Source organism: Sodalis praecaptivus (assembly GCF_000517425.1).
Taxonomy (GTDB): Bacteria; Pseudomonadota; Gammaproteobacteria; order Enterobacterales; family Enterobacteriaceae; genus Sodalis_A; species Sodalis_A praecaptivus.
This window is the reverse complement of the sequence record NZ_CP006569.1, coordinates 1,894,981-1,915,688: the sequence shown is the minus strand read 5'-3', so window position 1 is coordinate 1,915,688 and position 20,708 is coordinate 1,894,981. Positions and strand designations below refer to the sequence as shown.

The following is a 20,708-nucleotide window of genomic DNA, read 5'->3' as shown; positions in this document are numbered from 1 at the left end:
CCGGTGACACAGGCTATTATTTTGCACGCGAAATATGGGGTGAACGAGGGAGTAACGTTAGGATGGTAAGCGCGCTTTATGTCGTGCTGGGCGCATTGTTGCTGATAAAGTTATCGCTGGATGTCGTCAGGCTCAGGACCCAATACCGCGTGGCCACGGGTGACGGCGGTTTTTATGAATTACAGACCGCTATCCGGGTGCACGGCAACGCGGTGGAATATATTCCCATCGGCCTGATTTTACTGGTGTTGCTGGAAATGAACGGGACCCCCAACTGGACGTTGCACATCTGCGGGCTGCTGCTGATGGCCGGGCGGCTAATGCACTATTACGGTCTGCGCACGCGGGAATACCGCTGGCGGCGAGCCGGCATGAGCGCCACTTATTGCGCGTTGATGCTGATGGTGCTGCTTAATCTCTGGTTCATGCCTTGGGATGTGGTGCTCAGTTGGCAGTAAGAACGGCACGCGGCGGCGCGCGGGATACATGCTTTATCGCCGCTTTCTGATAGAATAGATGTTTTGCATAACGACGCCTTTTGCCATGACCCATCGTGATGACCTTTTCTCGGCGCCCATAGCCAGCCTGGGCGACTGGACTTTCGACGATCGCGTCGCCGAAGTCTTTCCTGATATGATCCAGCGTTCCGTCCCCGGCTATTCCAATATTATCTCGATGATCGGAATGTTGGCCGGCCGCTTTGCCCGCGCGGGAACGCAGATTTACGATCTCGGCTGCGCCCTCGGCGCCGCGACGCTCGCAATGCGCCGCGCCATCAACCACACCGATTGCCGCATTATCGCGGTGGACAACTCGCCGGCGATGATAGCCCGCTGTCGGCGCCATATCGAAGCGTTCCGCGCAAAGACGCCAACGGAGATCGTCGAAGGGGATATACGCACCGTCCCTATCGAAAACGCCTCGCTGGTGGTGCTCAATTTCACCTTGCAATTTCTCGAACCCGAGCAGCGCCAGACATTGCTGAATCGCATTTATCAGGGGCTTAATCCCGGCGGTGCCGTGGTGCTATCGGAAAAATTCAGTTTTCAGGATCGGCGCATCGGCGGGCTATTGTTCGATATGCATCACGATTTCAAACGGGCCAATGGCTATAGCGAACTGGAGATCAGCCAGAAACGCAGCATGCTGGAAAATGTGATGCTCACCGACACGGTGGAAGTGCATAAACAGCGTCTGGCCGAGGCGGGTTTCGGTCATGCCGAGGTCTGGTTCCAATGCTTCAATTTCGGCTCATTGATTGCCATTAAACCGGAGAGCGGGCAGTGAGTCAGTTTGCCGATTTTTATCAGCTTATCGCCAAGAGTCCATTGAGCCACTGGCTCAATACCCTGCCCGCACAACTGAGCGAGTGGGAGCACACTTCGTTGCACGGCAAGTTTACCCAGTGGTTTAACGCGGTGGAAAAACTGCCTACGCTGACCCCCGCGCGTCTGGATCTGCTGCACGGCGTAAGCGCGGACAGCCATCCGCCGTTGCCCATCGGCCAGCAGGCGGGGATCGAATCCCTGCTGCGCCAGCTGATGCCGTGGCGTAAAGGCCCCTTTTCGCTTCATGGCGTCACTATCGACACCGAATGGCGCTCTGACTGGAAATGGGAACGCGTGGTGCCGCATATCGCGCCGCTGGCCGGCCGGCTTATCTTGGATGTGGGCTGCGGCAGCGGTTACCATCTGTGGCGGATGGTGGGCGCCGGCGCGCAGCTGGCGGTCGGCATCGATCCGATGCAGCTGTTTTATTGCCAATTTACCGCGGTGCGCAAGCTGCTCGGCGGTGATTTACGGGCGCATCTGCTGCCGTTGGGCATTGAGCAGTTACCGGAATTGGCCGCATTTGACACCGTGTTTTCCATGGGGGTGCTGTATCATCGTCGCTCGCCGCTCGATCATCTGTTGCAGTTGAAGAATCAATTGGTCAGCGGCGGTGAACTGGTGTTGGAAACCCTGGTCATCGAAGGCGACCAGAACCAGGTGCTGGTCCCCGGGGAGCGTTACGCCCAAATGCGCAATGTCTACTTCATTCCCTCCCCCGCCGCCCTGATCGGCTGGCTGGAAAAATGCGGGTTTGTCAATGTGCGTCAGGTGGATATGTCGGTGACCAACACTGATGAACAGCGGCGCACGACGTGGATGACCAGCGAATCTCTGGCGGATTTCCTGCACCCCGACGACCCGCGATTGACCATCGAGGGCCACCCCGCTCCGCTGCGGGCGGTTATCGTGGCGGAGAAACCCTGACGGCAAACGGGGCGTGGGGCCTAAGCGCCCCTTCGACGCCTATTTGCGCCCTCCCGCCGCGACTCTGCGCCCCATCATCGATAACGGCAGGCGCGCTGACGCGTCCGGTGGCCGGCGCCGGGGCTAAAGGTGTGAGGGCCAGTCGTCATAGCGTCGGGCCAGGAGTGCCGCTAACAGCGTCTAACGCGAGATAAAAAGAAGCCCCAACAAGAGGTTGGGGCTTGGTACTTGCAAGCATCACGTGGGTTTAAGCGTGTGCGCGGCAAAATCGGTTATCACGCCGGACGCGTCGCAACGGGCAACACGGTCAGCGCATGTTTCATATTAGCTACCATTTCACCGTCTACCCGATAACGGCTGAACTCGTCCGCTTCACTGTCGGCGCTCATGCTGACGCCCGCTTTCCGGTAGCGCATGCCGGAGGGGACAAATTGACCGGCGGAGCTGTGCAGCTCTTGGATCCCGCTTTGCACGAACTTATGCAGGTTAGTCAATCTTACTCCCGCTCCCGCCATAATGATTGGACCACGACTCAGCTCGGTCAGTTCCCTCAATAACGCCAAACCTGTTTCCGCGCTTTGCTGTTGACCGGAACTTAGGATGCGCGCCACCCCTAAATCGGTTAATTGCCGCAGCGCCTGATAAGGATTGAGGCACATATCGAAGGCGCGGTGAAAAGTGACCGCCATGGTGCCGGCAAGGTGCATAATGCGCCGCATACGCGCCAGGTCAACGTGCCCATCCGCATCAAGCAGGCCAATCACCAGCCCCGGAAAGCCCATATCACGGACCTGTGCGACATCATTAAGCATCACCTCAAACTCGGCAGCGCTGTAGCAAAAATCACCGCCGCGCGGGCGAATGATGGGATGAACCGGCAACGCAACGCGGTCGCGTACCGCCTGTAGCGTTCCAAAACCGGGCGTCAATCCCCCTTCTTTTGGGGCACAACAAAGCTCAATCCGGTCCGCGCCCGCTTGCTCGGCCGTTATGGCGCACTCCGCGCTATAGCAGCAAACTTCCAGTTTTGGCATGGTATACTACTCCTTTCTTGACGGCCCTGAATTACTGGCATAGCACACTATGCCATTAAACGGCGGCGTTATTGTTTTTAATTGTGCAGGGAAAAGACTATGGCATTCAACTTCGATGAATGTATCGACCGGCGTCACAGCGATAGTTATAAATGGCAAAAGTACGCCGGACGGGATGTCATTCCACTCTGGGTGGCCGATACCGATTTTCGCTCCCCTCCCTGTATTATCGAGGCGTTGCGCGCCCGTGTCGAACACGGCGTGTTTGGCTACGGCTCGTCGCCGACGGATCTGACCGAGATTTTCATCCAGCGGATGCGCGAACGCTATCAATGGGAGGTCAAGGCGGAATGGCTCGTTTTTCTGCCGGGGCTGGTAAGCGGCCTGCATCTGGCGGTCCGCGCGCTGACCGCGGCAAACGAGGCGGTAGTGATACCCAATCCCATCTATCCGCCGTTCCGCGCGGCCGCCCGCAGCGCGGGCCGTGAACAGCGGCTGGCGCCAATGCGGCGCGATGCCGATCGCTGGTGCGTGGATTTCGCCGGCACCGATCCCGCACTGACCGGCAACGAACGCCTGTTGATGCTGTGCAATCCCCACAACCCCGGCGGAAGTGCCTATCGTCGCGAAGAGCTTTTGCAGCACCTGGCCTTTGCCCGTGAGCACGATCTGCTGGTGTGCTCGGATGAAATTCATTGCGACTTATTACTGACCCCCGGCTTGCGGCATATCCCCTTCGCGTCCCTGGACGAGGACGCGGCACAGCGCAGCATTACTCTCATGTCGCCGTCGAAAAGCTTCAATATCGCCGGACTCGGGGCGTCGGTGGCGGTCATACCCAATGCGCGCCTGCGCATGAAATTCGCCGCGCAGCGCGCGGGCTTGGTGCCGGCCGTGGATGTGCTGGCCTTGTGCGCCGCAAACGCCGCCTGGCGCGGCGGCCAGGATTGGCTTGCGGCGCAGATTGACTATCTGCGCGGCAATCGCGACCGGCTCAAGGCCCGCCTGCGGGACATGCCCGGTCTAACGCTGGCAGGCCCCGAGGCGACCTATTTGGCCTGGATTGACGCCAGCGGCCTGGGCGTCGCCGATCCACACGCCTTTTTTGAACAGGCGGGCGTCGGTCTCTCCGCCGGCGCCGATTTCGGCGACCGCCGCTTTGTCCGGCTCAATTTCGGCTGCACCCGGGGGGTGCTGGATGCCGCCCTGGCGAGGATGGCGCAGGCCATCGACAGAGCCAATCCCCATAGCGGGTCGCTGACCTAATAACGTCAACGGCGCGCGGCGGTAACGATATCGCTTAGACGATGAGGGTGGAATTTCACGGTGACGCGGCCATCGCTGATGGCAAGCGTAGGATTGGCTAGCGTCTCCTCCTGAGCATGGGGCTGGCTTTGTTTGATGCGCAAATCGGGCGAGGCCAATGCTCCCTCCGAGAGCAGCGCCAGCGCCCGCGGGTAAAACGTATCCGTTTCACCCGGCAGCACCATTTCAATATGTTCCCATCCTTCATGGGGATATCGCCGTTCGCCGGGCCAGGGCAGCTCAATACAATGGATGGCTTGTCCTTTTAACACCAGCGGCGTCGTCAGTTCAAACAACACAATGTTACGACCGTTAATTTTCGTTTCATTCAAAACGCGGCCGCATTGGGAGAAACCCTGATACCAGCGTTGCGCCGTCACGGTTTGATGACAGCGCACGGCAATATGATCGATAAGAAAAGCTTCTGGCAAAATACCTAATCTATTCGTTAAAGCGTATAGCTCAGCGTCAAAACGCACTAAATCGATTTTTAAATCCAATAATTGTGGAACGTCGGTCCAATTCATTTTTCTTTATCCTTATTTATCTTTGTTGCCCTCGCATTGCGCCCCGCCCAGCCCGGCGCACCGCGCCGCAGGCCGCTTCGCCCCTCCCGTTGGGCGGTAGGCGAGCGCGCAATAGAGTATTAAGATTAATCTGTTAATTTGCAAGAGGGCATTTAATGGCAAATATTTATCATACTTAATGGAAAGGGTAATGTTCGCCCTATTTCCTAACATTACACTTACAAACATCAGCTTTATCTCATATTTCAAAGTGATTAGAGGCGTAAAAGGTAGGTATATTCTTAAAGCGCGTCGAGCGGATTGTGCGCCCAGGTTATTTCAGCTATTTTAGACACCTAAATAATCGAAGGTATATAAAATGCTATTATTAACTTTATGCCTGTTGCTGGTTATTGTCGCTGTCTATTCCATAATCCAGCATTTACGCAGCAAGAATCGTAATCAGCTCGGCATTTCCCGCAAAGAACGCCGCCGCTATCGTTAATGCCCCCTCATCCCGCTTCCCGCTTCGCGGCGGGCAGCCTCCCTGCTTTCCTTTCCGCGCCCGTTAAATCCGTCTTACCCACTCTACTGACTCCCGCCGCCGATTATGGTATAAGCATGGTTTATTTTTCGGATCTGACCACCGTGGCCGCCCGGTTATGGTGGCGTAGTCAGGTTGCCAGGGAATGTCAGCGCTCTGCCTGCCTCCCGCCCATGCAATAAAGGTATTCCGGTGAACATCCACACACTTCTCTCTGAAAAAATCCAGCAGGCGCTGGTTGCCGCAGGCGCGAGCGCTGACTGCGAAGCGCAGGTGCGGCAGTCTGCCAAGGCCCAATTCGGCGATTACCAGGCCAATGGCGTTATGGCGATCGCCAAACGACTCGGTCTGCCGCCCCGCGCGCTGGCGGAAAAAGTCGTCGGCTTGCTTGATTTGAACGGCATCGCGCGCAAAGTCGACATCGCCGGTCCCGGTTTTATCAATATTTTTCTCGACCCGCGCTGGCTGGAGAATCAGCTTGTCGAGGCGCTTTCTTCGCCACGTCTAGGGGTTGCAAGCGTCGCGCCGCAAACCATCGTGGTGGATTATTCCGCCCCCAATGTCGCTAAAGAAATGCATGTCGGCCATGTACGCTCGACCATCATTGGCGACGCCTCGGTGCGCACGCTGACGTTTTTGGGCCATAACGTTATCCGGGCCAACCACGTCGGGGATTGGGGAACACAGTTCGGCATGCTGATTGCCTACCTGGAAAAAGTGCAGGACGGCGGTGAAGCGGAAATGCAGCTCTCCAGTTTGGAAAGTTTTTATCGCGCCGCCAAACAGCACTATGATGAGGATCCGGCTTTCGCCGAGCGCGCGCGCGGCTATGTGGTGAAGCTCCAGGGCGGCGATGAGTATTGTCGGCGGATGTGGCGCAAACTGGTGGATGTCACCATGGCGCAGAATCAGAAAACCTATGACCGGCTCAACGTGACGCTCAAGCGCGAAGACGTCATGGGCGAAAGCCTGTATAACGCCATGCTCCCCGGGATCGTGGCGGATTTGCAGGCCAAAGGGCTGGCGGTGGAGAGCGAAGGCGCCATCGTGGTGTTCCTTGAGGAATTCAAAAATAAAGAAGGCGAGCCTATGGGGGTGATCATCCAGAAAAAGGATGGCGCTTACCTCTATACCACCACCGATATCGCCTGCGCCAAATACCGCTATGAAACGCTGAAAGCCGATCGCATCATTTACTATATCGATTCACGTCAGCATCAGCATTTAATGCAGGCCTGGACCATCGTGCGCAAGGCCGGCTACGTACCTGAATCGGTACCGCTTGAACATCACATGTTCGGCATGATGTTGGGCAAGGACGGCAAGCCGTTTAAAACCCGGGCCGGCGGAACCATAAAACTCACCGACCTGCTGGACGAAGCGCTGGAACGCGCGCGCCGCCTGATTGCCGATAAAAATCCCACCATGGACGACGCCGAGCTGGAAAGGTTGGCGCAGGTGGTGGGTATTGGGGCGGTGAAGTATGCGGATTTGTCGAAAAGCCGCACCACCGATTACGTTTTCGACTGGGACAATATGCTAAGTTTCGAGGGCAATACCGCGCCCTACATGCAATACGCTTACACCCGCGTCGCCTCAATATTCAAACGCAGCGGCCAGAATGAGCAGCAGCTCAGCGGCGCTATTCGGCTGGCGGTGGAGCAGGAAACTCAGCTGGCGGTTCGTTTGCTGCAGCTGGAGGAGGCCATTGTGACGGTAGCGCGCGACGGCACGCCCCACGTATTGTGCGCCTATCTTTATGATTTGGCGGTGCTGTTTTCCGCCTTCTACGAACACTGTCCGATCCTGACTGCCGAGAACGAAGCGTTACGCCAAAGCCGTCTGCAGCTGGCGCTGCTCACCGCGCGCACCTTGAAACAAGGACTGGATCTGCTGGGTATCGAAACGGTCGAGCGGATGTAGCCGGGGCTTAGCCTTGGATGGCGCCACCCTTGGTCGCCGCGATCGTTGATTAAGCCGGCCCGCCTAGCGCGGGCCGGCTTTTTTTCGCGGGAAAGGGTTTAGTGAACCTGCACCGAGCGCGCAAAGTGGCGCGGACGGAACCCCACCAACCACAGCGTGGCGAAATAAACAATAGCCCCTGCCGCCACCACGCCCATCAGGCGCAACAGCCGCCAGAACATGGCGCCCTGCGCCCAGTCCGGCATCACCGACAGCAGCCCGACCAGCGCCGCCGCCATGATAATCACCGCCAGTATCAGACGGCAGAAAAAGCCGAGCCAGCCCGGCTGCGGCTGAAACAGGTTTTGCCGGCGCAGCTGCCAATACAAGAGCCCGGCGTTGAGACAGGCAGCCAGGCCAATGGACAGCGACAAACCGGCGTGTTTCAGCGGGCCGATAAAGGTCAAGTTCATCACTTGGGTCATGACCAGCGTAATCATCGCCACGCGCACCGGCGTTTTGATGTCCTGACGGGAGTAAAATCCCGGGGCCAATACTTTCACCAAAATCAGGCCGACCAGGCCCACCGAGTAGGCTATCAGCGCGCGCTGGGTCATCAAGGCGTCAAAGGCGGAAAACTTGCCGTACTGGAACAGCGCCACCGTTAGCGGGTGCGCCAGAATGCCGAGCGCCACCGCGCTGGGCAGCGCCAGCATGAAGCATAAGCGTAATCCCCAATCCAGCAGACGGGAATATTCATCGTGATTGCCACGGGTAAAGCTGCGCGACAGCGAGGGCAGCAGAATAGTCCCCAACGCCACGCCCAGCACTCCGGAAGGGAACTCCATCAGGCGGTCAGCGTAATACATCCAGGAGACGGAACCCGACACCAGAAAGGAGGCAAATATGGTATTGATAATCAGCGAGATTTGGCTGACTGACACGCCGAGAATGGCCGGCCCCATTTGCCGCAGCACGCGCCATACGCCGGCGTCGCGAAACTGCACTCTGGGCAGCACCAGCATGCCGATTTTTTTCAGGTGCGGCAGCTGATAGCCTAACTGGAGGACGCCGCCGGCCACCACCGCCCAGGCCAGCGCCATCACCGGCGGATGAAACAGCGGCGCCGCCAGCAGCGCGAAACCGATCATGCTGACGTTAAGCAACGTTGGCGCGAACGCCGGCACCGAAAACCGGTTCCAGGTATTCAGTACCGCGCCCACCAGCGAGGTGAGGGAAATTAACAAAATATAGGGAAAGGTGACACGTAACAGCGCGGTCGTCAGGGCGAATTTTTCCGGCGTATCGGTAAACCCCGGCGCGGTGATCATAATGACCCAAGGCGCGGCCAGCATACCGGCGACGGTGACCAGCGCCAGCACCAGCGTAAGCAGGCCGGCGATATAGGCGACAAACACGCGCGTTGCCGCCTCCCCCTGCTGGCTCTTATATTCCGCCAAAATGGGCACAAACGCCTGGGAGAAAGCGCCTTCGGCGAAGATACGCCGCAGCAGATTGGGTATTTTGAAGGCGACAAAAAAGGCGTCGCTCGCCATACCGGCGCCAAACACCCGCGCCACGATAGCATCGCGAATAAACCCCAATACGCGGGAGAAAAGTGTCATGGAGCTGACCGCTGCCAGCGATTTCAATAAATTCATGGTGGTGTTTTTCTGTTCCGCCCGGACGCCGTCAACCTAAGCTTGGCGCGCCGCCCGGCTAATCCTGAGCCGTTAAGGTGCGCCTAGTCTACCCTGCCCGGAGAAAATCGCTACTCTCCGTTAGCGGCGTCGCGATAACGGCCGGTGGCGCCGCCCGTCGGGGAACAGCCCGGCCCTACGCTGCGAGCGTTGTGGCGTGCGGACATCAAACCTCACGCTCCGCGAGCAGTCGCTCAATCCAGCGCTGCGCGCTGATGCTCTCCTCGCCATCGAGACACGTCGGGGTCTGGTTCGCCGCGCAGTCAATAAAGTGCTCTACCGCGCCGGTGAACCCGCGCTGGGTTAAAATCGTCTGCCAGGCGGGGACCGGCAATTCCCCTAGCGTTCCCGCGCGTTCCCACTGATAACGGCTCATCTCCTCTACCCGATAGAGCGCGCCGCGGGTCACGGCGGTGACGGTTTCCCGCTGGCTGCCCGCCTGGCGGTGCATAGCGGTGGTGACCAGACCCTCGCCGCAGCGAAACGCGTGCTCGGCGTACAACAGCTGACCCGTACCATTGTCCCGTACCACTCCTCCGGTCAACGCCGGCGTCCCGCCCGCCAACCATAAGGCGGTGTCCACGACGTGCAGATAATCATCTAAAAGCGTAAAACGCACGTTCTGCGGCCCAACGCTGTCGCTACGATGCTTATCCATGCGCAGCGAAGCAACGTGCTGCATGTCCTGTTTGAGACGCCGGTATAGCGGCGCGAAGCGGCGGTTGAAACCGACCATCAGTATCCGCTGCTGCCGGGCGGCCAGCGCCAACAGCGCTTCCGCCTGCTCGAGGGTGGCCGCCAGCGGCTTATCCACATACACATGCCGACCGCGCTTGAGCAAATCGCTCACCACAGCGAAATGACTTTCGGTGCTGCTATGGACAAACAGGGCGTCGCACTGCTCTGCGAGTTCATCTATCCGGGCAAAACAGGGAATACGATAACTGTCGCAAAGCGCCCGCGCCCGCGACTGATTGGGTGAGAAGGCGCCCACTAAATGCCAGTGTGCGGCGGAGCCGAGCAGCGGCAGATACACTTTTTGCGCAATGCCGCCCAAGCCAATAATGCCAATCCGTAATGTCATAGTGCTCCCCCGAAACATTAGCGACCGGGCGTCCATTCACTGTAGGTCAATGCCATCAGAACATGGTCTCGCCACTGGCCATCGATCAATAAATACTCTTTCGCGTAACCTTCGCGCATAAATCCAAGCCGCGCCAGTAAACTGCCGCTGCGATGATTGTGAGGCATATAATTTGCCATTATTCGATGCATATGCTGCTGCCGCTGCATATAGCGCACGGCCGCCTGCAGCGCTTCAAACATCAGCCCCTGCCCTTGCCACATTTCTCCGAGCGAATAGCCGAGAAAACAGGCATGGAACGAGCCACGCAGCACATTGCTGAAATTGGCGACTCCGCGAATTTCCGTTTCCAGCGGATCGAGCAGGACAAAATAATAGGCGCTGCCCTGTCGATGCATTTCGTTAATCATTCCCAGACGCGCCTGCCAGCCTGAGGGATAACAGTGACTCTCGTCGCGTATCGGCTCCCAGGGTTTGAGATAATCCCGATTAGCCGCATAGTACTCCGCCAGACGGTAATCGTCCCGTTCATTGGCCAGACGTACCACCAGCCGATCGGTGACCAGCCGCACCTTTGGCGATGCTGAGCGATAGCCGAACATCTTTCCTCCGCCCTCCCGTTTTGCCTACCTGAACCGACGCGGTTGTCAACGCAGCGGTACCCTATCCGCTGGTCTGTTTCACCTAAGCCTCATGCCGCGTTTTATGCTGACCGGGGCGCTGCGCCACTTATAAACAATAATATAATCGTGTTAATAAAGTATATGCTTTGCTAATTCCGCGCTATTAAAAAATATCATCCCTAAGCACACTATCGCTAATCAAATATTCCGTTCAGAATAGGCTGTCCTCTTCGTCTTTATTGCAATTTAGGGTGGAGCATGTCGTCGGTCTCGCAAGCTAGGAGCTTGGGTAAATATTTTCTGTTAATGGATAATATGCTGGTGGTGATGGGCTTTTATGTCGTCTTCCCGCTCATTTCCATACGGTTTGTCGATCAACTCGGCTGGGCCGCGCTGCTGGTGGGTATCGCCCTCGGCCTGCGGCAGTTTATCCAGCAGGGGCTGGGTATTTTTGGCGGCGCCTTTGCCGACAGACTGGGGGCGAAGCCGATGATCGTCGCCGGGATGCTGATGCGCGCCCTGGGGTTCGTATTAATGGGCATTGCCGACGAGCCCTGGCTGCTTTGGCTCTCCTGTGCGCTCTCCGCCTTGGGGGGCACCCTATTTGATCCGCCCCGCACGGCGCTGGTGATTAAATTGACGCGCCCTTGGGAACGAGGGCGCTTCTATTCGCTGTTAATGATGCAAGACAGCGCCTGCGCCGTAATCGGTGCGCTGCTCGGCAGTTGGCTGCTGCGCTATGATTTCAAATTGGTGTGCCTGGCCGGCGCAGTACTGTTCGTATTCGCCGCCATCTTTAACGCCTGGCTGCTGCCGGGGTACCGTATCTCCACCGTACGCGCGCCGATGCTGGAAGGCATGCGCCGGGTGCTGCGCGACCAGCGCTTCGTGACCTACGTGTTAACCTTGACCGGCTACTACATGCTTTCGGTACAGGTGATGCTAATGCTGCCGATCCGCGTCAACGAGGTGGCGGGCCAGCCCGCGGCGGTGAAATGGATGTATGCTATCGAAGCGGCCCTGTCGCTGTCGTTGCTCTACCCCATTGCCCGCTGGAGCGAAAAGCGCTTCAGGTTGGAAACCCGACTAATGGCGGGGCTGACCGTCATGCTGCTGAGTTTGTTCCCTATCGGCCTGATCCAGGATCTGCGCGCGCTGTTCATGTTAATCGGGCTGTTTTACATCGGTTCTATCATTGCCGAACCCGCGCGGGAAACGTTGGGCGCGTCGCTGGCGGACAACCGCGCCCGCGGCAGCTATATGGGATTTAGCCGCCTGGGCCTGGCGCTGGGCGGCGCCATCGGCTATAGCGGCGGCGGCTGGCTGTATGATGTCGGCAACCGTCTGGAGATTCCGCAGCTTCCCTGGTTCATGTTGGGGCTGATAGGTTTTATTACCCTGCTGGGGTTGTACCGGCAATTTCAGCAGCGTCCCATTGAGCCCGCGATGCTCAACGGTCGGGGTGAAGGCTCCTGACGGCGTGCACGCCAGGGTGGCGGCTTTCCCCCTTTGCCGGCGCTGCGGTTGATCCCGGGCGTAAAGTTACCCATACTTTATTCCTTATGTACCTTATTGGCGCAGTAGGCGCCAATACCCCACGGGAGGATGCCGACATCATGAAATTATACATTTACGAGCACTGCCCCTTTTGCGTCAAAGCCCGCATGATCTTTGGTCTTAAAAATATTCCCATCGCGTTGCACGTGCTGGCGAATGACGATGAAACCACCCCCATCGCCATGGTGGGGCAGAAAATGGTGCCGATCTTGCAAAAAGATGACGGCAGCTACATGCCGGAAAGCATGGACATCGTCCATTATATTGACAACCTTGACCGGCGCCCGCTGTTGACTGGCCCGACACAGCCCGCCATCGGCAAATGGCTAAAGGACATTAGCGACACCGCGCAGCGCCTGCTGCTGCCGCGCTTTGTGCGCGCGAGCCTGGAAGAGTTCGCCACCGAGCAGGCCCGCCGGTATTTTATCAATAAAAAACAGGCTAGCCTGGGGGATTTCGAGCAATTGCTGGATCACACGCCGGGCTTGGTGAAAAAAATCAGCCAGCAGCTGCGCGATCTGGATCCGTTAATTAAGCAGCCCAATGCCTGCAACGGCGAACTGTCCGAAGACGATATTCACCTGTTTCCCTGGCTGCGCTCGTTAACCCTCGTTGCCGGCATCGACTGGCCCACCCGCGTTGCCGATTATCGCGATAATATGGCCAAACAGACGCAGGTGAATCTCCTGTCCAGTATGGCGCAATAAGCCGCGCCGGAGATGCGCCGCGCGGGGCGTATCCCCTGCCCGCTCCCGAGGCAGTTATGTTATGCTGTTCGCCCCTCGCCGTGAGGGGTGAACAATCTATGGGGAAGGAATGAAACGAGGTAAACGCTTCGCGCTGGCGGTGGTGTTTGGCGGCCTGCTGCTGAGCGGCTGTAATCGGTTGACGCATTACAGCCTCAGCGAACAAAAAGTGAATGACTATCTGCAGCAGCACAATGATTTCCATAAATCCATCGGTATCCCGGGCCTGATCTCGGCCGATATCGTTCTACAGGATTTGCACAGCCAGATTGGTAGGGAAGAGCCGGGTAAGGTGACGTTAGCCGGCAATGCCCGCTTTAACGTTGTTTCCCTGCTGGGTTCACAACAGGCTGACGTCAGGCTGACGCTGAAAGCGCAGCCCTACTACGACCCCGAGCAGGGCGCCATTTATCTCAAAGATATGCAGCTGGTCAATTATCAGGTCAACCCGGAAAAACTGACCGGCACGCTGCGCACGCTGGAGCCTTATCTTCAGCAATCGTTAAGGAGCTGGTTCGATGCCCAGCCGGCTTACCGTCTGGACGCCAACCGCAGCAAAAGCGAGGCGCTGGCGAAGAAACTGGCGAAAGGGATCGAGGTCAAACCGGGTGAACTGGTGATTCCTTTTACCCGCTAAACCCCGCCGCGGCAAACCTGCCACGCGTGACGCCCCGCGTCGGATCTGGTTATTTCGTAACCTCGTGAAGAGCGTAAGCAGCTGAGGCGGAGCGGGCAGTTGGTCAACATAACGCGGCGTTCCCCCCGGTAAAGTCGCTGCGGCGTGGGAATCGGGCGGGGGCGATAGCACCGGCAAGGCGCGGGGCATTGCCCCATCCTCCCTTAGCGGTGCAGACGGCGACACACCGTCAAGGCGTGAGCGCCGGCCTATCGCCCGGGGGGCGATGTCTTTATTGCCGAACCAACGGTAATCGAGCGCGGGTGAGGCGGTTGAATAGCGGGAGCTTCTTCGATGCCGCCGCGCTAATCAACTTATCAAGGCGTACGCCATGGCAGAATATGGCGCCAGCGATTGCCCTAACGCGCGCCTCCCCCCGGCGTGTTACCCTTCCTGCTCTACGTCGCAACCCAGCTCGTCACGTAATTCAGGCAGCGCTTCACGACAGAGAATTGCCAGCGCACGATAAAAGCCGGTGCCGGCATTTGCCTCCACTTTACCGAGAAAACGTTCGCTCCAGGTCAAAAGAAAACCGTCAAACAGCTGCCGTTGTGCTTCGGTTTCATCCTGCTGCGCCTGATCTTCAAGCCAGGAGCCGGCCAGCAATAGCGCGCCAAAGTGGTCGGTGGGTTTCTCACCGCAGGGCATACCGCGGGCGAGCAAAAAGGCGCGAATGTCCTGTTCGTCGGCGTCCAACCAGGCGGATCGGTAGGGGGAAACTTTAGGCGTCTCGCCACAAAACAGCGCTTGAAAGTCTTGCTGCAACGTCTCGGGCACGCACTCTTGTTGCATCCGCGTAAGCAGCGCGTCTTGTTTCAGCGGCCAATGCTCGGCGAGCTTATTCTGCGCGATAAGCGTAAGCAAGGGTGAGAGTACCTCATCCTGCGGCTGACGGTAAAACAACGTGCCAAGCACCCGGCACACCAGCGAAAAATCATTCATCTTTATCCCCCTAGCGGTTCATCGGCGCAGACAGTGTCATAGATCGGTCTAATGCGCAATCCCGCCGCGTCATCGAGAGGCTAACAAAGAGGGCAGCGGCGGCGCAAAAACATCGCGCTAACGACGCGCGCCGGGGTGGCCGACGCCACGCTGCCCCCTGTTAGTTCTCCTGCCTTGCGGCGGCCCCAAACGCCGAGTACTGGCCTCTTGCGACGCAAGACAAGGCATTGGGGAAGTGAAGGCAGCGAATGAGGTTAAACGAATAACTAAAAAAGGTTAATTAATACGCCTATTCCAGTTTAACAAATAAACCGCGGTGACTATCGGGCGGAAAAATCCTAAATTAACGCGTTTTTTTGACAGGAAAAATAGCCGAATTTTTACCGTTTTTTCCCCCTGAGAAAGGTAGCGAAAAACCGGGTTTGCAGCAGACGTCGAATATTTCACACCACGCCACCTTAGGATAATACTCAGATAAGTTATGTAAAATAGATGAAATTGCCGAGAGGCACTCAAAAGCCTTGCCCAACGCATCACCGCCCGCCGCTCCCTAAATATCACCAATGAACCCAGCATATCCAGCATAAAAAACTGCACATTATCTAATGCTGTTGATGAAACACGAAGCAAAACCATCAATTTCACTTGTTTTTCTATTCTTAAGCTGAGCACGCGCTTCTCTAGCGATAATTTCATTATTGGTGTGAAAACATGGAAAATCATTAGGTTAAATATTTTAGATTGAATTTCATAAATTCAGCCAAAAACCCATTGCAAAATAAATTTTTTTCAGCCAATTATCACGGTACAAATATCATACAAAATCCTTTTGCCGTTATGGTTAATCTGCGGCCGCGGGTAAGCGTTAGCCGAAAACTAAAAAAGGATAAATTGACTATAAAATTAAGAATAATTACCCTAACAGCTTAGCAAGCCTTCAACTAACTTTGATTAGCCTTAACAACCGCTCATCTTCATAGGAGGATTTATGTTTCGTTACGCTTAAAAGAAATGAAAATATTGCCATCTAATTAAATTATTTGAGTTTTCATTTTCATGTATAGCTTATGAGAAAGCATTACGATAAGAAAAAAAATATCTGAGGTACTTTTAAATGAAACTTACTGAAACTATCACTATCGATAATCTTGATGTGAAAGTCGCCCCGGATTTGCAGACCCGACTTCGTTGGAAAGAGTACCAAATATTGCGTTTATTGGTTGAAAACTCCCCGAAAGCCGTTACGCGCGGGGAGTTCGTAAACCGCATTTGGAAAGGCACCTATTGCTCTGATTCTACTATTAATCAAACGATAAAATCGATTCGCAAAAAAATTGGCGACAAAGAACACGAAATAATAAAAACTGTCCCGCGCGTTGGTTATATTATCGAAGAAAAACATCGGTTTGATATGCACTCCAGCCCGCCTTTCGCTTTCCCCGGCACGGACGCGGGTCCCGCCGTCGACGATCGGCCGCAACCGCTGCCGGTTGATACGGCGTCAACGGCGCCGGCGGCCCCACAGCAGGCCCCCAGGGTCGTAGATGAACTCTATATGGACCCTTCCGATCATGCTGAGCCCGTATGGGCGTTACCCGCGCATGCCAAAACCCCCGCCGACCTTTATCGTGATGCTTATCCCGATAAAAGCTTGCAGGGGATGGGGGTCTGGCGGTACCTGTTTTCTCTGGCACAACGGCGCTATTATCAGAAACGTAAAATAGTGATTTTATGTCTGACATTCTGTGTTTTATTGACTGCGGCCCTGACTTTTTTATTTGACGGGGACACCCCGCTTGCTGCCAGACAAGATGACAATACAGAATGGAACGACTATAGCGCCTTATCTGGCATCTGTTCGGTAAATGACAACCCGGTATTACTTCACGCCAACCGATGCATAAGCGCCACGGGCGGCTTGGAAGATGCCTATTTTTACTGTAACCCCAGTGCAGCACGATAACGCCTATCGCCACAGGCGACAAAAACCCGCTGCGGCGGGTTTTTTTATATGAAATCGAACCGTCTTGGATTTCACATCAGGAAGAGATGAAATAAGCGAATGAAATAACTTTACCTAAAATAGATTTCATCTTGATTTCAGTTGTCGAGCCCAATAACAAGATATAGTTATATGACATCAGCGCGAAATATTCGTCACCGCAGCCTGGCGTAAGCGTCGCAGTTGACAATCGAGCCCTGCGGTTTACTTGTACTCATTATGAAATGGTAACTATGGCGGCGATTATTTTTAATACGTTCTGGATCATCCTTGAAAAACTCTGTTTTGCCGGGGGAGGAATTATCTCTGCCATGTTTGTCGCCCGCTATTTGGGGCCGGCGAGTTTTGGCTCTTTTAGCTACTTGCTTTCTATCGTCATCCTGATTATGCCTTTCGTACAATTGGGCAGCGACAACATTCTTTTCAATCGTATCGCTAAAAATAAATATTCCGGCATGCGGCTTATGTCGGCTTCGGTCAAGCTCAAGTTTAAGATGTTTATGTTTTTTAGCGCGGCGCTGATGATATGGGCATCGATTAACCTGAAACATAATGAGGTCGTGATTCTGGCCCTGTTGCTATTGAGTACCTTTTTCAGCATTCATGATATTTACAAACTCTTTTTCGACGCTACGCTGCGGTCAAAAATCAATTTAATTATTAACAATTGTGCTTTATTACTCTTTATCATCCTGAACCTGACTTTTGTTTACCTTAAACTGAGCCTGGTTTGGTTTGCTGTTGCCTATGTCGTGGCCCGCAGTTTCGTGCCATTCATTATTCGCCGATTCCTGTTTAGCTATTCACAAAAATCGCTCAATCAGCGTGTGAAAGCAAACTTAAGCCTCAAGCATATTAAAAAATACCATCTCTATTTGTTACAGGTGGGTTTCCCTTTGGCGATATCCAGCTTATCGATCGTCATCTATACGCGTATCGATCAAATTATGCTGGCGAAATATTTGGGCAGTTATTCTGTCGGCCTTTACAGTGCCGCCCAATCGATTACCCAGGGCTGGGCAATTATTCCCTCGGCGCTGGTGACATCGATGATGTCGACCATTGTCAGGGAGAAAAGTAGCCGTAAAGCCGATGAATTGATCCATTTACTCTATGTCATCGCCATCAGCACCTTTATACCCGTCTTTGCACTGGTAAGCCTGATGAGCGGGCCGATTATCGACCTGATTTACGGGAAGGCATACCACGCCGCCGCCGGCATTCTGCTGATAGGCGCGGTTACTACCTGTTTTAGCGTGATGGGTACCGTGGCGTACCGAGTGATCATCATGAATGCCGGATTTCGTTTTGTGGCGATAAAGATGCCGCTTATTGCCGTGCTTAACATTGCGCTTAATAGTTATCTCATCCCCCTGTATGGAATAGAAGGAGCAGCATTCGCCACGTTACTTTCAGAATTTTCATCCCTTTTTATACTCAACGCCTTCTTCCGAAAAGGCCTTATCACCAGCCAGATATTTTTTTCCTACAAGAGTATACCTTTGTTAATTTCTGAGGTTAAACACTATGCTAAATCCAATCGCTAAGACCGCTACAAAGTTTTTACCTGACCTATTATATCATCAGCTGAAATATTCACGGGTATTCAAAAAGTGGCCAAACTTGATTCACCCTACCACGTTTAGCGAAAAGATCACGCTGCGGAACCTATGGCCGAAAACGATTTACACCGAACTGGCGGATAAACACAAAGTCAGAAACTATATTGCCGCCACCATCGGTGAAGAGTATTTGATCAAGCAATATTGCCGCTGTGATGAGCTCACGGAAGACATTTTCGCCTCTCTGCCGTCGTCCTTTGTTATCAAGGCCAACCACGGTTCAGGCTTCAACCAGGTGGTGTATGATAAATCGGCGATCGCCTTTGCCGAACTCAGCGCCACTACCCGGTTTTGGACCAAGAGCAGTTTTTATAAAATGTCGCGCGAAAAGCACTATAAAAACATTAAGCCCTGTCTGTTGGTGGAGGAACTGCTGCTGGTTGACGGGCATGTGCCTAACGATATCAAGTTCCATTGTTTTAACCGTCAGGGCGAGATGAATATCTTCATTCAGGTTGACTACGATCGTTTCGGCGCGCATCGCCGGGACGTTTTCGACGAAAACTGGCAGCGCACCGATATTCGTATGGGATTACAAAATAGCCCGGTGCCGATGGCGAAGCCGAAACATCTTTCCCTCATGACCTCGCTTGCCAAGCGGATAGCCAAAGATTTCTCATATCTGCGCATCGACTTTTATGAGGCCAACGACAAAATCTACTTCGGTGAATTGACCTTTACCCCCGGCGGAGGGCTGTGCCGTATCTATCCAGAGGAAATACAGCATAAGTGGGGCAGTTTTTTCATTGATTAACGGGCCAGCCCAACAGCCGGTGAAACGCCGCAATCCTGCCTTCGCCGCTTATTCCGGGCGTGTTCAACCGGGAACCGCATCACTCGCCTATTTATTCAAAGCGCAAGTGCGGTTTCCTCTTTTAACCAGCATGCAGCCTCAAGCGGTTCAATGTTGATTTACTCCCCCATCTTGCCCCGGCAAGCAATAATGCCTTTTGCCCGTGCTGCTAGATTACGATGCCGTCCTGATGGCGTAAAGGCCGGCAATTTGCCGACGGGATCGCGCAGCCATTGCGAGCGCGGCAATAGCCATCAATGATAAATCGAATAAACGCTCACGCCGTGAGCAATCAGTATTTGTGGCCAAAATTATACTTGACCGTAAACGGGCGAATCCCTATAGTAGCGCCCCGTTGACCCAGCGGTTAACGCGTGGTGAGGTGTCCGAGTGGCTGAAGGAGCACGCCTGGAAAGTGTGTATACGCGAAAGTGTATCGAGGGTTCGAATCCCTCCCTCACCGCCAGAATGACAATAAGAAAGCCCGGGTGCAAACCCGGGCTTTTTTTCGCTTTACCTCACCGTTAGCCGTAGGCGCTCAGGGTACGCTGACACAGCGCTGACCGTAAGCAGTCCTGCTGGCTGAAACGAATGATAGCGATCATATCATCATCCTCCTGGAACCGTTCCAGCGCGTCCGCCAGCCCGGATTTTACCCCGCGCGGCAAATCGCATTGCGTCACGTCGCCGTTAACGATGACCGTGACATTCTCGCCCAACCGGGTTAGGAACATCTTCATCTGATTGACCGTCACATTCTGCGCTTCGTCCAAAATGACCACCGCATTTTCAAACGTTCGGCCGCGCATGTAGGCAAAGGGCGCGATTTCCACCTTGCCGATTTCCGGACGCAGACAATACTGCATAAAGGACGACCCTAGCCGCCGCAGCAAAATGTCATAGACCGGACGGAAATACGGGGCGAATTTCTCGGCGATATCGCCGGGAAGAAACCCCAGATCCTCGTCCGCCTGCAACACGGGCCGGGTAACGATTATCCGCTCAACCTCTTTATGAATTAACGCTTCCGCCGCTTTGGCGGCGCTTAGGAAAGTTTTACCGCACCCGGCTTCACCGGTGGCGAAGATCAACTGTCTGGTTTCAATGGCCGTCAGGTACTGCTCCTGAACCTCGTTACGCGCTTCTATCGCCGATGTATCGCGGCTGTCGCGCGCCATGCCGATTGATTCAATCCCGCTCATATGAACAAGAGAAGTGACCGAGTCCTCTTCACGCATTTTGTGGTTGCGTGACTCGCGACGAATGACGCGTTTTGCTTCACGACGAGCTTTGATCACTGCTTTTTGTCTTCCCATAGTGGCACCTTACAGTTTGTTCACTCTCCACATGGACCAGGCCATGTGATTACGCTTCACATACAGATGAGGTTGCGGCTTCCTTCAAGCCATAGAGAGCC

20 protein-coding genes and 1 tRNA gene are annotated in these 20,708 nt (G+C 55.0%); 13 read left to right on the top strand and 8 right to left on the bottom strand.

What is annotated here, in order from left to right:
- Positions 1-62: 62 nt before the first annotated feature.
- The 3 genes from SANT_RS08500 to cmoB all read left to right on the top strand — a co-directional run bounded on the left by SANT_RS08500 (position 63) and on the right by cmoB (position 2,255).
- Positions 63-458: an MAPEG family protein gene (locus SANT_RS08500; protein WP_025421868.1), complete on the top strand. Its 396-nt coding sequence runs from the start codon at positions 63-65 to the stop codon at positions 456-458.
- An 85-nt stretch (positions 459-543) separates the two neighbouring features.
- Positions 544-1,287, top strand: coding sequence for a carboxy-S-adenosyl-L-methionine synthase CmoA (cmoA, locus tag SANT_RS08495; RefSeq protein ID WP_025421867.1), 744 nt, complete (start codon positions 544-546; stop codon positions 1,285-1,287).
- The gene (gene cmoB / locus SANT_RS08490) at positions 1,284-2,255 is read left to right on the top strand and encodes a tRNA 5-methoxyuridine(34)/uridine 5-oxyacetic acid(34) synthase CmoB (protein ID WP_025421866.1); all 972 of its coding nucleotides are present in this window, start codon (positions 1,284-1,286) and stop codon (positions 2,253-2,255) included. Before cmoA ends, cmoB begins: the two co-directional genes overlap by 4 nt.
- Before the next feature lie 275 nt (positions 2,256-2,530).
- Here cmoB and cutC read toward each other — a convergent pair whose 3' ends face one another.
- On the bottom strand, positions 2,531-3,289 hold the full coding sequence (cutC, locus tag SANT_RS08485; RefSeq protein WP_025421865.1) for a copper homeostasis protein CutC: 759 nt from the start codon (positions 3,287-3,289) through the stop codon (positions 2,531-2,533).
- A 99-nt stretch (positions 3,290-3,388) separates the two neighbouring features.
- Between cutC and SANT_RS08480 the strand changes: the two genes are divergently transcribed.
- Positions 3,389-4,555, top strand: a complete 1,167-nt coding sequence (locus tag SANT_RS08480; RefSeq protein ID WP_025421864.1) for a MalY/PatB family protein — start codon at positions 3,389-3,391, stop codon at positions 4,553-4,555.
- 5 nt (positions 4,556-4,560) lie between these two features.
- On the opposite strand, the gene SANT_RS08475 is transcribed toward SANT_RS08480, so the two are convergent.
- Entirely contained in the window at positions 4,561-5,121 is a 561-nt protein-coding gene (locus SANT_RS08475; RefSeq protein WP_025421863.1) for a VOC family protein, read from the bottom strand.
- A gap of 358 nt (positions 5,122-5,479) precedes the next feature.
- Between SANT_RS08475 and SANT_RS24810 the strand changes: the two genes are divergently transcribed.
- Positions 5,480-5,605: a hypothetical protein gene (locus SANT_RS24810; protein ID WP_256381638.1), complete on the top strand. Its 126-nt coding sequence runs from the start codon at positions 5,480-5,482 to the stop codon at positions 5,603-5,605.
- Positions 5,606-5,836: 231 nt separating this feature from the next.
- Positions 5,837-7,567 carry an arginine--tRNA ligase gene (gene argS, locus SANT_RS08465; protein WP_025421861.1) on the top strand — a complete coding sequence of 577 codons (1,731 nt, stop codon included), beginning with the start codon at positions 5,837-5,839 and terminating at the stop codon, positions 7,565-7,567.
- Between the two features lie 98 nt (positions 7,568-7,665).
- Here argS and murJ read toward each other — a convergent pair whose 3' ends face one another.
- From murJ to rimJ, 3 genes are all read right to left on the bottom strand, one after another.
- Positions 7,666-9,207: a murein biosynthesis integral membrane protein MurJ gene (gene murJ / locus SANT_RS08460; RefSeq protein WP_025421860.1), complete on the bottom strand. Its 1,542-nt coding sequence runs from the start codon at positions 9,205-9,207 to the stop codon at positions 7,666-7,668.
- Positions 9,208-9,412: 205 nt separating this feature from the next.
- A complete protein-coding gene (locus SANT_RS08455) occupies positions 9,413-10,330 on the bottom strand; it encodes a Gfo/Idh/MocA family protein (RefSeq protein ID WP_025421859.1) in 918 nt (305 codons plus the stop codon).
- A gap of 17 nt (positions 10,331-10,347) precedes the next feature.
- A complete protein-coding gene (gene rimJ / locus SANT_RS08450; RefSeq protein ID WP_025421858.1) occupies positions 10,348-10,932 on the bottom strand; it encodes a ribosomal protein S5-alanine N-acetyltransferase in 585 nt (194 codons plus the stop codon).
- Positions 10,933-11,211: 279 nt separating this feature from the next.
- Between rimJ and mdtH the strand changes: the two genes are divergently transcribed.
- From mdtH to SANT_RS08435, 3 genes are all read left to right on the top strand, one after another.
- Positions 11,212-12,429 carry a multidrug efflux MFS transporter MdtH gene (gene mdtH / locus SANT_RS08445; protein WP_025421857.1) on the top strand — a complete coding sequence of 406 codons (1,218 nt, stop codon included), beginning with the start codon at positions 11,212-11,214 and terminating at the stop codon, positions 12,427-12,429.
- 140 nt (positions 12,430-12,569) lie between these two features.
- The gene (gene grxB / locus SANT_RS08440; protein WP_025421856.1) at positions 12,570-13,217 is read left to right on the top strand and encodes a glutaredoxin 2; all 648 of its coding nucleotides are present in this window, start codon (positions 12,570-12,572) and stop codon (positions 13,215-13,217) included.
- Positions 13,218-13,326: 109 nt separating this feature from the next.
- Positions 13,327-13,893: a lipoprotein gene (locus tag SANT_RS08435; RefSeq protein WP_025421855.1), complete on the top strand. Its 567-nt coding sequence runs from the start codon at positions 13,327-13,329 to the stop codon at positions 13,891-13,893.
- Positions 13,894-14,316: 423 nt separating this feature from the next.
- On the opposite strand, the gene SANT_RS08430 is transcribed toward SANT_RS08435, so the two are convergent.
- Together SANT_RS08430 and SANT_RS08425 are read right to left on the bottom strand one after the other, a co-directional pair.
- Positions 14,317-14,874, bottom strand: coding sequence for a TorD/DmsD family molecular chaperone (locus tag SANT_RS08430; protein ID WP_025421854.1), 558 nt, complete (start codon positions 14,872-14,874; stop codon positions 14,317-14,319).
- A 276-nt stretch (positions 14,875-15,150) separates the two neighbouring features.
- The gene (locus SANT_RS08425) at positions 15,151-15,570 is read right to left on the bottom strand and encodes a hypothetical protein (protein WP_038668396.1); all 420 of its coding nucleotides are present in this window, start codon (positions 15,568-15,570) and stop codon (positions 15,151-15,153) included.
- 418 nt (positions 15,571-15,988) lie between these two features.
- Between SANT_RS08425 and SANT_RS22895 the strand changes: the two genes are divergently transcribed.
- From SANT_RS22895 to SANT_RS08405, 4 genes are all read left to right on the top strand, one after another.
- Positions 15,989-16,837, top strand: coding sequence for a winged helix-turn-helix domain-containing protein (locus SANT_RS22895; RefSeq protein WP_025421852.1), 849 nt, complete (start codon positions 15,989-15,991; stop codon positions 16,835-16,837).
- Between the two features lie 272 nt (positions 16,838-17,109).
- Positions 17,110-18,423: a flippase gene (locus tag SANT_RS08415; RefSeq protein WP_025421851.1), complete on the top strand. Its 1,314-nt coding sequence runs from the start codon at positions 17,110-17,112 to the stop codon at positions 18,421-18,423.
- Between the two features lie 76 nt (positions 18,424-18,499).
- Positions 18,500-19,252: an ATP-grasp fold amidoligase family protein gene (locus SANT_RS08410; protein ID WP_335328939.1), complete on the top strand. Its 753-nt coding sequence runs from the start codon at positions 18,500-18,502 to the stop codon at positions 19,250-19,252.
- 415 nt (positions 19,253-19,667) lie between these two features.
- A tRNA-Ser gene (locus SANT_RS08405) sits at positions 19,668-19,757 on the top strand.
- A 58-nt stretch (positions 19,758-19,815) separates the two neighbouring features.
- Here SANT_RS08405 and phoH read toward each other — a convergent pair.
- Positions 19,816-20,607, bottom strand: coding sequence for a phosphate starvation-inducible protein PhoH (phoH, locus tag SANT_RS08400; protein ID WP_025421849.1), 792 nt, complete (start codon positions 20,605-20,607; stop codon positions 19,816-19,818).
- Between the last annotated feature and the right edge of the window lie 101 nt (positions 20,608-20,708).

Excerpts from the sequence above, each read along its gene's own strand:
- mdtH (WP_025421857.1), top strand. The coding sequence starts at position 11,212 with ATGTCGTCGGTCTCGCAAGCTAGGAGCTTGGGTAAATATTTTCTGTTA.
- grxB (WP_025421856.1), top strand. The coding sequence starts at position 12,570 with ATGAAATTATACATTTACGAGCACTGCCCCTTTTGCGTCAAAGCCCGC.
- rimJ (WP_025421858.1), bottom strand. The coding sequence starts at position 10,932 with ATGTTCGGCTATCGCTCAGCATCGCCAAAGGTGCGGCTGGTCACCGAT.
- cmoA (WP_025421867.1), top strand. The coding sequence starts at position 544 with ATGACCCATCGTGATGACCTTTTCTCGGCGCCCATAGCCAGCCTGGGC.
- SANT_RS08455 (WP_025421859.1), bottom strand. The coding sequence starts at position 10,330 with ATGACATTACGGATTGGCATTATTGGCTTGGGCGGCATTGCGCAAAAA.
- SANT_RS08425 (WP_038668396.1), bottom strand. The coding sequence starts at position 15,570 with ATGAAATTATCGCTAGAGAAGCGCGTGCTCAGCTTAAGAATAGAAAAA.
- SANT_RS08475 (WP_025421863.1), bottom strand. The coding sequence starts at position 5,121 with ATGAATTGGACCGACGTTCCACAATTATTGGATTTAAAAATCGATTTA.
- SANT_RS08500 (WP_025421868.1), top strand. The coding sequence starts at position 63 with ATGGTAAGCGCGCTTTATGTCGTGCTGGGCGCATTGTTGCTGATAAAG.
- phoH (WP_025421849.1), bottom strand. The coding sequence starts at position 20,607 with ATGGGAAGACAAAAAGCAGTGATCAAAGCTCGTCGTGAAGCAAAACGC.
- SANT_RS08480 (WP_025421864.1), top strand. The coding sequence starts at position 3,389 with ATGGCATTCAACTTCGATGAATGTATCGACCGGCGTCACAGCGATAGT.
- SANT_RS08430 (WP_025421854.1), bottom strand. The coding sequence starts at position 14,874 with ATGAATGATTTTTCGCTGGTGTGCCGGGTGCTTGGCACGTTGTTTTAC.
- SANT_RS08415 (WP_025421851.1), top strand. The coding sequence starts at position 17,110 with ATGGCGGCGATTATTTTTAATACGTTCTGGATCATCCTTGAAAAACTC.
- cutC (WP_025421865.1), bottom strand. The coding sequence starts at position 3,289 with ATGCCAAAACTGGAAGTTTGCTGCTATAGCGCGGAGTGCGCCATAACG.
- murJ (WP_025421860.1), bottom strand. The coding sequence starts at position 9,207 with ATGAATTTATTGAAATCGCTGGCAGCGGTCAGCTCCATGACACTTTTC.
- SANT_RS24810 (WP_256381638.1), top strand. The coding sequence starts at position 5,480 with ATGCTATTATTAACTTTATGCCTGTTGCTGGTTATTGTCGCTGTCTAT.
- SANT_RS08435 (WP_025421855.1), top strand. The coding sequence starts at position 13,327 with ATGAAACGAGGTAAACGCTTCGCGCTGGCGGTGGTGTTTGGCGGCCTG.
- SANT_RS22895 (WP_025421852.1), top strand. The coding sequence starts at position 15,989 with ATGAAACTTACTGAAACTATCACTATCGATAATCTTGATGTGAAAGTC.